The organism is Kitasatospora sp. GP82 (genome assembly GCF_029892105.1).
Lineage (GTDB): Bacteria > Actinomycetota > Actinomycetes > Streptomycetales > Streptomycetaceae > Kitasatospora.
Genome location: NZ_JARZAJ010000017.1, coordinates 191,967 through 200,359, shown reverse-complemented (window position 1 = coordinate 200,359; position 8,393 = coordinate 191,967). Strand labels below are relative to the sequence as shown.

Here is an 8,393-nt window from a genome sequence, read left to right as displayed (position 1 = left end):
GTCCGTCCAGCTCGCCGAGGCACTCGCCGAGTTCTGGCACGCCCGGGTCCGCTACGAACTCGGCTTCGGCGACGAGGACCCCCAGGACGTCCGCGACATGTTCGCCCTGAAGTACCGGGGCGCCCGCTTCTCCCTCGGCTACGGCGCCTGCCCCGAACTGGAGGACCGCGCCAAGATCGCCGAACTCCTGAAGCCCGAACGGATCGGAGTGGTGCTCTCAGAGGAGTTCCAGCTCCACCCGGAACAGTCCACCGACGCGATCGTCATCCACCACCCCGAGGCCAAGTACTTCAACGCGCGGTAACGCGGAGGCTGCGCTCCGTTCGCCCTATTTCGGCGAACGGGGCGTATCCTGGATCATCCTGAACGGGCCGGTCCGCTCACCAGCGGGTCGGCCTGTGCCATCCCCAGGTTCCCTGGACGGAAGGACCTCTTCCCATGACCACCATCTCCACGGCTGCCCAAGGACTCGACCACACCGACGGTCGCGGTCTGCAGGCGGTGCTGCTGGACATGGACGGGACTCTGGTGGACACCGAGGACTTCTGGTGGCAGGCCGAGTTCTCGCTCTTCGCCGAGCTGGGCCACGAGCTCACCGAGGCGGACCGGGCCCAGGTGGTCGGCGGGCCGATGAGCCGCGTGATCGACTACCTGCTCGCCCGGACCGGTGTGGACCTCGCCCCGGCCGATCTCACCGTACTGATCAACCAGCGCTTCGTGGACCTGCTGGCGGGCGGTGTCCCGTTGATGCCGGGTGCGGAGCGGCTCCTCAACACCCTGAACGCGCACGGTATTCCGGCCGCCCTGGTCTCCGCCTCGCACCGCCACATCATCGACATCGTGCTGCAGAGTCTGGGTGCCCAGCACTTCGCGTTCTCGGTCGCCGGGGACGAAGTGGCCAGGACCAAGCCGCACCCGGACCCCTACCTCGCCGCCGTCGCCCGCCTCGGCGCCGAACCCGGCCGCTGTGTGGTGGTCGAGGACGCGCCGCTCGGCGTCCAGGCCGGCCAGGCCGCGGGTTGCCCGGTCATCGCGGTGCCCTCCGTCGCCCCGATCGAGCCGGGCCCCGGGCGCACGGTGCTGGCCTCGCTGGAGCAGCTCGATCTGGAGCTGCTGCGCTCGGTGGTCGCAGCCCGGGTCTGACGCCCCGATCCTGCTGATGGTGTGTCAGTTCCATGCAGGTCGTTTACTGCGAATTCATACCTGACCGCAATGTGATATTGGTCTCTCACGGACCTGGCTTCTCCGGTCGTACGACGGCGCACTGTGTTCGCAGTAGGGGAGAAAACGGACATTGACTGACAAGTCGCCGATCGGCCCGACTGATTGACCGTCAGATCGGCTGCTGTGGGTATCAACAGGTGATATTCGGACGTGTTCGATATGGCACGCTACATCCGACCAGTGTCCCCAACCACAGCTGCCCGAGAACTCCCCACCGCACCACCGCCACCGCTGGGTGATCCCACCGGGTCCGCGGTCGTGCGGCCGTACGGACCCGCAGGCGTTCGCCACACCCAGGCGCGTCGCGCGGCAGCCATCGGCACCCACAGCCGGCCCGCAGGAGAAGGAACGTATCCGCATGACCTCAGCCAATCGACTGGCCGTGCTCGGCTGTGCCGTGCTGGTCGCCACCACGGCGGCCGGCTGCGCCTCGGCCACCAAGGCCGTCACGGGCGGTGACTCGAACGGCCCGATCACGATGGGCACGGTCAACGTCACCAAGGTGCTCGACCCGGCCGGTACGTACGAGACGGGCTCCTGGCTGGTGCTCAACAACACCTTCCAGTCGCTGCTGAAGTTCCCCTCCGGTGCCAGCTCCCCGAAGCCCGACGCGGCGCAGTCCTGCTCGTTCACCGGTGCGGACGCGATCACGTACCAGTGCACCATGCGCAGCGGGCTGAAGTTCTCCAACGGGCACCCGTTGACCAATGAGGACGTCGTCTTCTCGATCCAGCGCCTGCTGAAGATCAACGACCCGAGCGGTGCGGCCTCGCTGCTCTCCACCATCAAGTCGGTCGAGGCCAAGGGCGACTCCGAGGTGGTCTTCCACCTGAACGCCCCGGACGCGGTGCTCCCGGCCAAGCTGGCCTCCGCCGCCGGGTCGATCGTGGACCACCAGGTCTTCCCTGCCGACAAGCTGCTGCCCAACGACAAGCTCGTCGGTTCGGGCCCGTACAAGATCGACTCGATCGAGGACCTCGCGGGCAGCGATTCGCACGCGATCGGCAAGGTCACCCTCTCCGCCAACAGCCAGTACGGCGGCGACGCCAAGCTCCAGAACAACAAGTTCGTGGTGCGCTACTTCGACAAGCCCGAGGACCTCAAGGCGGCCCTGGACAAGCACGACATCGACCTCGCCGACAACAACAGCCTCGACCCGGCCAGCGCCGCCAAGCTGAAGGACGATCAGCTGGCGGGCAAGAGCGACTTCAAGGTGGCCGAGGGCGACAGCGGTGAGACCCGCTTCCTGGTCTTCAACACCAAGGACGCCACGGGCGGCAACCAGGCCGTCCGGCAGGCGGTGGCGCAGCTGCTCGACCGCAAGGCGCTCGCCCGCGATGTGTACGCCCAGACCGTGCAGCCGCTCTACTCGATCATCCCGGCCGGGATCACCGGCCACAACACCGCCTTCTTCGACAAGTACGGTGACCCGGACGTCGCCAAGGCGAAGAAGAAGCTCTCCGACGCCAAGGTCCAGCTCCCGGTCCCGATCAAGCTGAACATCGCGTCGTCCCGCAGCCGTGCGGGTACCGGTGAGGTCGACGCGATCAAGAAGCAGCTGGAGGACGGCGGCCTGTTCCAGGTGACCCTCCAGCACGAGAGCGACTTCACGAAGTACCAGGAGGGCTGGAAGTCCGGCGCCTACCAGGCCTACCTCGTGAGCTGGACCTCCGACTACCCGGACCCGGACGACTTCGTCAGCCCGCTGCTGCTGGACGGCGGTGTCTTCCACAACAGCTGGGACGACCCGAAGATCTCGCAGAAGCTGGTGCCCGAGGGCCTCAAGCAGACCGACCGCACGGCGGGCGGCGACTACGCGCAGATCCAGAACATGGTCGCGGACGCGGCTCCGGTGGTCCCGCTGTTCCAGAGCAAGGCGTTCTACGTCTCGCGCAACAACATCACCGGGGTGGAGAACACCGTGGACACCTCGGGCGTCTTCCGCTTCTGGGAGATCGGCCGCATCAAGAAGTGAGCTGATACGACGAAGGGCGGCTCTTCCCGGTGGGGAAGGGCCGCCCTTCGTCGTGCGGGGCGGGGATTCAGAGCGCGCCGGGTCTGACCAGGCCGCTCTCGTAGGCGTACACCGCGGCCTGCACCCGGTCGCGCAGCTGAAGCTTGGTCAGCACATGGCCGACGTGCGTCTTCACCGTGGTCTCGCTGACGAACAGTTCGCCGGCGATCTCGGCGTTCGACAGGCCGCGGGCGACCAGCTTGAGCACCTCCACCTCGCGCTCGGTCAGCGCGGTCAGCGCCTGCGGCGGCGCCTCGTCGCCCGAGGGCAGCTTGGTGGCGTACATGTCCAGCAGGCGGCGGGTGATGCTCGGCGCCAGCATCGCCGCGCCGTCCGCGACCACCCGGATCGCCTGCACCAGCTCCTCGGCCGGGACGTCCTTGAGCAGGAACCCGCTGGCCCCGGCGCGCAGCGCCTCGACCACGTACTCGTCCAGGTCGAAGGTGGTCAGCACCAGGACCTTGACCGGGCCGTCCCGGCCGGGGCCGGCGATCCGGCGGGTGGCCTCCACCCCGTCCATCCGGGGCATCCGGATGTCCATCAGCACCACGTCGGGCTGGAGCGCCCGTACCTGCTCCAGCGCCTGCTGACCGTCCCCGGCCTCGCCGACCACCACCAGGTCGGACTCGGCTTCCAGGATCATCCGGAAACCGGTGCGCAGCAGTGGCTGGTCGTCGACCAGCAGCACTCGGATCGTCACCTACGACTCCTTGTTGCTTTCGTCGCTCACGTCGCTCATCTCGCCGGCGAGCCTGCCTGATCCCCTGGCGCCGGGGAGGTCGCCGTCGGGGCCCGCCTGGATCGGCAGCGGGTAGGGCGGGGGAGTGCCACCGAACTCCGGGCAGCTTGCCTGATGATCGCACCAGTCGCACAGTCGGTTTCGGGTGGCCGGGAAGCGGCCGGTGGCCACCGCGCTGGAGATCGCCTCCCAGAGTGCCTCCAACTTCCGCTCCACCGCCAGCAGATCGGCCTCGTCCGGGTCGTACGTGACCACGTCGCCCTTGCCGCCGAGGTAGACCAGCTGGAGCCGCTTGGGGATCACGCCCTTCCAGCGCCACACCACCAGGGCGTAGAACTTCATCTGGAACATGGCCTTGCCCTCGAAGTCCCGCGAGGGCGCCCGCCCGGTCTTGTAGTCCACCAGCCGGACCTCGCCGGTCGGCGCTACATCGACCCGGTCGATGTAGCCGCGCAGCAGCAGGCCGGAATCCAGCACCGTCTCCACGTACAGCTCGCGCTCCACGGGGTGCAGCCGGGTCGGGTCCTCCAGCCGGAACCACTGGCCGAGCAGCTTCTCCGCATCGCCCAGCCACCGGGCCAGCGCGCTGCTGTCCGCGTCTCCCGGGCTCTGCCCGTCGTTCCCGGGGCTCTGTTCACTGTTCCCGGGGCTCTGCCCGTCGTTCCGGGGGATCTGTTCATCGTTCCCGGGGAAGAGCTCCGCGAGCTCCGGGCGCTCGGACAGCAGCCGCTGCCACTGCGGGCGCAGCAGGCTCAGCGCGCGTTCGGGGGTGCGCTCGGCGGGCGCGTGGTCGAAGAGCCGCTCCAACACCGCGTGCACCACCGTGCCGCGGGTCGCCGCAGCGCTCGGTGGCTCGGGCAGCCGGTCGATCACCCGCAGCCGGTAGAGCAGCGGGCAGGTCATGAAGTCCCCCGCCCGTGACGGGGACAGCCCCGTCGGCGCCATGGCCTGCCGGGGCACGACGGGCGCGGTGATCGGGACGCTGTCGCTCTGGTGCATAACCCCGACCCTATTGCCCCCCGCTCACATCTCGCTGCCAAGCCGCCGACACTGCGGCCCCAGGGGGGCCTGCGGTCGGCTGGGCCGCACCCCGGGAATCAGCCTCGTCGCAGGCGCCGCCGCGGATCGGCCCGGTGTGAGCGGGTATGACGTCGGTATGAGGGGCGCACGGGGATTTCCGTTGGAGATCACGTAGCGTGGGCGCACAGTGGGGGGACGTACGGACCTATCGAAGGGGCCACGGTGAGTGACATCAGGGGGCAGCAGACCTCCGCACAACCGCCGACCGACGGGGCCGGGAAACCCGGCGGACCGGAGCGGTCCGGCGGGATCCTGATGGGGCGCCCGTTCGGCGTGCCGATCTACGTCACGCCGTCCTGGTTCGTCATCGCCGCCCTGATCACCTGGATCTTCGGCGGCCAACTCACCAACGTCCTGCCCGAACTGGGTGCCGCCCGCTACCTGGTCTCGCTCTCCTTCGCCATCGCCTTCTACGGTTCGGTCCTCGTCCACGAGCTCGCCCACACCCTGGTCGCGCTGCACTACAAGCTCGGCGTGCGGCGGATCCAGCTCCAGTTCTTCGGTGGTGTCTCGGAGATCGAGAAGGAGGCCGAGTCACCGGCCCGCGAGTTCTGGCTGGCCTTCGTCGGGCCGCTGCTCTCGCTGCTGCTGGGCGGTCTGTTCTATCTCGCGCTGCTCGCGGTCGAACCGGCGACCGTCCCGGGTGTACTGCTGGCCGGGCTGATGGTCAGCAACCTGGTGGTGGCCGCGTTCAACCTGCTGCCCGGACTGCCGCTGGACGGCGGCCGGATGCTGCGAGCCCTGGTCTGGGGCGTCACCGGCCGCCCGATGGCCGGGACGGTGGCCGCAGCCTGGGCAGGACGCGTGCTCGCGCTGGCCGTGCTCTTCGGTCTGCCCATGGTCGCGGCCTCGCGCGGCGTGGACCGCACGACGACCGACAGCCTGATCGACGGGGCGCTCTCCGCGGTCCTCGCCGTGATCATCTGGAGCGGTGCGAGCGGCGCCGTCCGCAACGCCAGGCTGAAGGAGGCGCTGCCCTCCCTGCGGATCGGCGAACTGGCCCGCCGCGCGGTCGAGGTCACCGCCGACACGCCGCTGGGCGAGGCACTGCGCCGGGCCCGCGAGGCCGAGGCGGGGGCGGTCGTGGTCGTGGACGGCCGGGGCGAGCCCACGGCACTGGTCAAGGAGTCCGCCGTGCGGTCGGTGCCGGAGCACCGCCGCCCGTGGGTCGCCGTCGGTCCGCTCGCCCGGGCCCTGGAACCGGGTCTGCGGCTGAGCGTCGACCTGAGCGGCGAGGAGCTGCTGGCAGCGCTGCGCCGTACCCCCGCCAGCGAGTACCTGGTCGTCCGGCCGGACGGCAGCGCGTACGGGGTGCTGTCGCTCGCCGACATCGAGCGCCGCCTCAGCGCCGCGGTCGCGGGCCGTCCGGTCGCCTCCTGAGCCCGGACCCGGACCGGTTCCCCGAGCCCCGAGGATCCCGCCGAGCCGGTGCGGGGCCGCTGCGCCGGCCGGCCGGGGAGCACGTGGTCGGTGGAACGTTCCCGTTCCCTTAGGATTGTCCGCATGTCCGAACCGACCGGTGCCACCCGCCGACGCGGGCCCTTCCAGGTCGGGGACCAGGTCCAGCTGACCGACCCCAAGGGCCGCCACTACACGTTCACGCTCCAGGCCGGGAACCAGTTCCACACCCACAAGGGTGCGTTCCCCCACGACGAGCTGATCGGCGCCCCCGAGGGCACTGTCGTGCGCACCACGGGCAACGTCCCGTATCTCGCGCTGCGCCCCCTGCTCCCCGACTACGTCCTGTCCATGCCGCGCGGCGCCGCCGTGATCTACCCCAAGGACGCGGGGCAGATCCTGGCGATGGCCGACATCTTCGCGGGTGCCCGCGTCGTCGAGGCCGGCGTCGGCTCCGGCGCGCTCAGCACCTACCTGCTGCGCGCCGTCGGTGACACCGGCCTGCTCGCCTCCTACGAGCGCCGCCAGGACTTCGCGGACATCGCCAAGGGCAATGTCGAGCGCTACTTCGGCGGCCCGCACCCGGCCTGGAAGCTCACCGTGGGCGACCTCCAGGACAACCTGGTGGAGACCGAGGTCGACCGGATCATCCTCGACATGCTCGCTCCCTGGGAGTGCCTGGACGTCGCCTCCAAGGCGCTCGTCCCCGGCGGCCTGATCTGCTGCTACGTGGCCACCACCACCCAGCTGTCGCGCACCGTCGAGGCGCTGCGCGAGCACGGCACCTTCACCGAGCCGCAGTCCTGGGAGACCATGGTCCGCACCTGGCACGTCGAGGGCCTGGCCGTCCGCCCGGACCACCGCATGATCGGCCACACCGGCTTCCTGCTGACCTCCCGTCGGCTCGCGGACGGCGTCGAGCCGCCGCTGCGCCGCCGCCGCCCCGCCAAGGGCGCGTACGGCGAGGACTACGACAACGGCTCTACCGAGCCCAGCCTGCAGGAACGTGCCGCCGCCCGTAAGGCCGCCGTCACGGCGACCGAAGAGCCCGACCTCGGCTGACCAGCAGCGCAATCCAGGGGCGCGGGGTTCTGCTTTCGAGCAGACCCCGCGCCCCTGAACTTTGCACGGTCGACGGCGATGCGTCAGCTCTTCCACGAGGGTTGTCCGCCGTGCGCCCTGAACGCTCCCGCGTGCACCGAAGTGCGCCGGTTTATGGGACGATGCTGCCTCAGACCACCGCCGTGGAGGGGACTGCCCGGTGCAGGAAGCAGTCGAGACGGTTCGCCAGACCCCGATGAAGGACCAGGCCATCAATCCCGTGCACGCCCGTCCCAGGATCCGGCACTGGGCCGTGGTGGCCGCCGCCTGCGGCGCCGTCGTGGTGGGCGCGCTGGCCGCCACCCCGGCGCAGGGGCGGCCCACGCCGGGCCCGGAGCCCGTGGAGGCGCTGCCCGCGGCCGCGGCGCCGGACCCGGCTAAAGCCCAACTTCCCCTGGACTGCGGCCCGTTCCCGGTCACGATAGCGCTGAGCTTCGGCGCCAGGCTGGACGGCGTTCCGAGCACGGTCGCCGCCGCCCACTGCGCGGCCCCGAACGGCACCCCGAGCGACGCCGTCTTCCTGCTCACGACCGGTCCCGACGGCCGCCCGGCCGTCCGGGCCAGCCTGGTCACCGAGGCCGACCGACTCACTTTCACCGAGCTCAAGCTGCGCAGCGACGGCACCATAATCGGCCGCGCCAAGGGCTACTCCAGCGCGAACGTCCCGCGCTTCGCCCCCGATCTCGTGCTCAGCCTCAGCTGGACCCGGCACGGCACCGAGTGGACCCGCACCGAGACGAAGGCCCCCGCAGGCCAGGTCTGAGCACGGTCCGCAGGGACAAGTCCCGGAGGGCTGTGCGCCGGTGTGACGGTGCCGCCCGCGTTTCCGACGCCTGC

Annotated in this window: 8 protein-coding genes; 6 read left to right on the top strand and 2 right to left on the bottom strand. The window is 70.2% G+C overall.

The window, feature by feature from the left end:
• From P3T39_RS20175 to P3T39_RS20165, 3 genes are all read left to right on the top strand, one after another.
• Nucleotides 1-304, top strand: a 304-nt coding sequence (locus tag P3T39_RS20175) for a vitamin B12 dependent-methionine synthase activation domain-containing protein (RefSeq protein WP_280699682.1), incomplete at its 5' end; no start/stop codon positions are given.
• Between the two features lie 134 nt (nucleotides 305-438).
• Nucleotides 439-1,143, top strand: a complete 705-nt coding sequence (locus P3T39_RS20170) for an HAD family phosphatase (RefSeq protein WP_280699680.1) — start codon at nucleotides 439-441, stop codon at nucleotides 1,141-1,143.
• A gap of 439 nt (nucleotides 1,144-1,582) precedes the next feature.
• On the top strand, nucleotides 1,583-3,199 hold the full coding sequence (locus tag P3T39_RS20165; RefSeq protein ID WP_280699678.1) for an ABC transporter substrate-binding protein: 1,617 nt from the start codon (nucleotides 1,583-1,585) through the stop codon (nucleotides 3,197-3,199).
• A 67-nt stretch (nucleotides 3,200-3,266) separates the two neighbouring features.
• Here the strand turns inward: P3T39_RS20165 and P3T39_RS20160 are convergent, their stop codons facing one another.
• Together P3T39_RS20160 and P3T39_RS20155 are read right to left on the bottom strand one after the other, a co-directional pair.
• Nucleotides 3,267-3,938 carry a response regulator transcription factor gene (locus P3T39_RS20160; protein ID WP_045306546.1) on the bottom strand — a complete coding sequence of 224 codons (672 nt, stop codon included), beginning with the start codon at nucleotides 3,936-3,938 and terminating at the stop codon, nucleotides 3,267-3,269.
• Nucleotides 3,939-4,922, bottom strand: coding sequence for a RecB family exonuclease (locus P3T39_RS20155; RefSeq protein WP_280699705.1), 984 nt, complete (start codon nucleotides 4,920-4,922; stop codon nucleotides 3,939-3,941).
• A gap of 297 nt (nucleotides 4,923-5,219) precedes the next feature.
• Here P3T39_RS20155 and P3T39_RS20150 point away from each other — a divergent pair, with 297 nt between their 5' ends.
• From P3T39_RS20150 to P3T39_RS20140, 3 genes are all read left to right on the top strand, one after another.
• Nucleotides 5,220-6,437, top strand: coding sequence for a site-2 protease family protein (locus P3T39_RS20150; RefSeq protein ID WP_280699674.1), 1,218 nt, complete (start codon nucleotides 5,220-5,222; stop codon nucleotides 6,435-6,437).
• 123 nt (nucleotides 6,438-6,560) lie between these two features.
• Nucleotides 6,561-7,517, top strand: a complete 957-nt coding sequence (locus P3T39_RS20145) for a tRNA (adenine-N1)-methyltransferase (RefSeq protein WP_280699672.1) — start codon at nucleotides 6,561-6,563, stop codon at nucleotides 7,515-7,517.
• Nucleotides 7,518-7,716: 199 nt separating this feature from the next.
• Nucleotides 7,717-8,319: a hypothetical protein gene (locus tag P3T39_RS20140; RefSeq protein ID WP_280699670.1), complete on the top strand. Its 603-nt coding sequence runs from the start codon at nucleotides 7,717-7,719 to the stop codon at nucleotides 8,317-8,319.
• Nucleotides 8,320-8,393 lie beyond the last annotated feature (74 nt).

What these genes read in the sequence shown, in the direction of transcription:
- P3T39_RS20170 (WP_280699680.1), top strand. Translation starts at nt 439, where the DNA reads ATGACCACCATCTCCACGGCTGCCCAAGGACTCGACCACACCGACGGT.
- P3T39_RS20165 (WP_280699678.1), top strand. Translation starts at nt 1,583, where the DNA reads ATGACCTCAGCCAATCGACTGGCCGTGCTCGGCTGTGCCGTGCTGGTC.
- P3T39_RS20155 (WP_280699705.1), bottom strand. Translation starts at nt 4,922, where the DNA reads ATGGCGCCGACGGGGCTGTCCCCGTCACGGGCGGGGGACTTCATGACC.
- P3T39_RS20145 (WP_280699672.1), top strand. Translation starts at nt 6,561, where the DNA reads ATGTCCGAACCGACCGGTGCCACCCGCCGACGCGGGCCCTTCCAGGTC.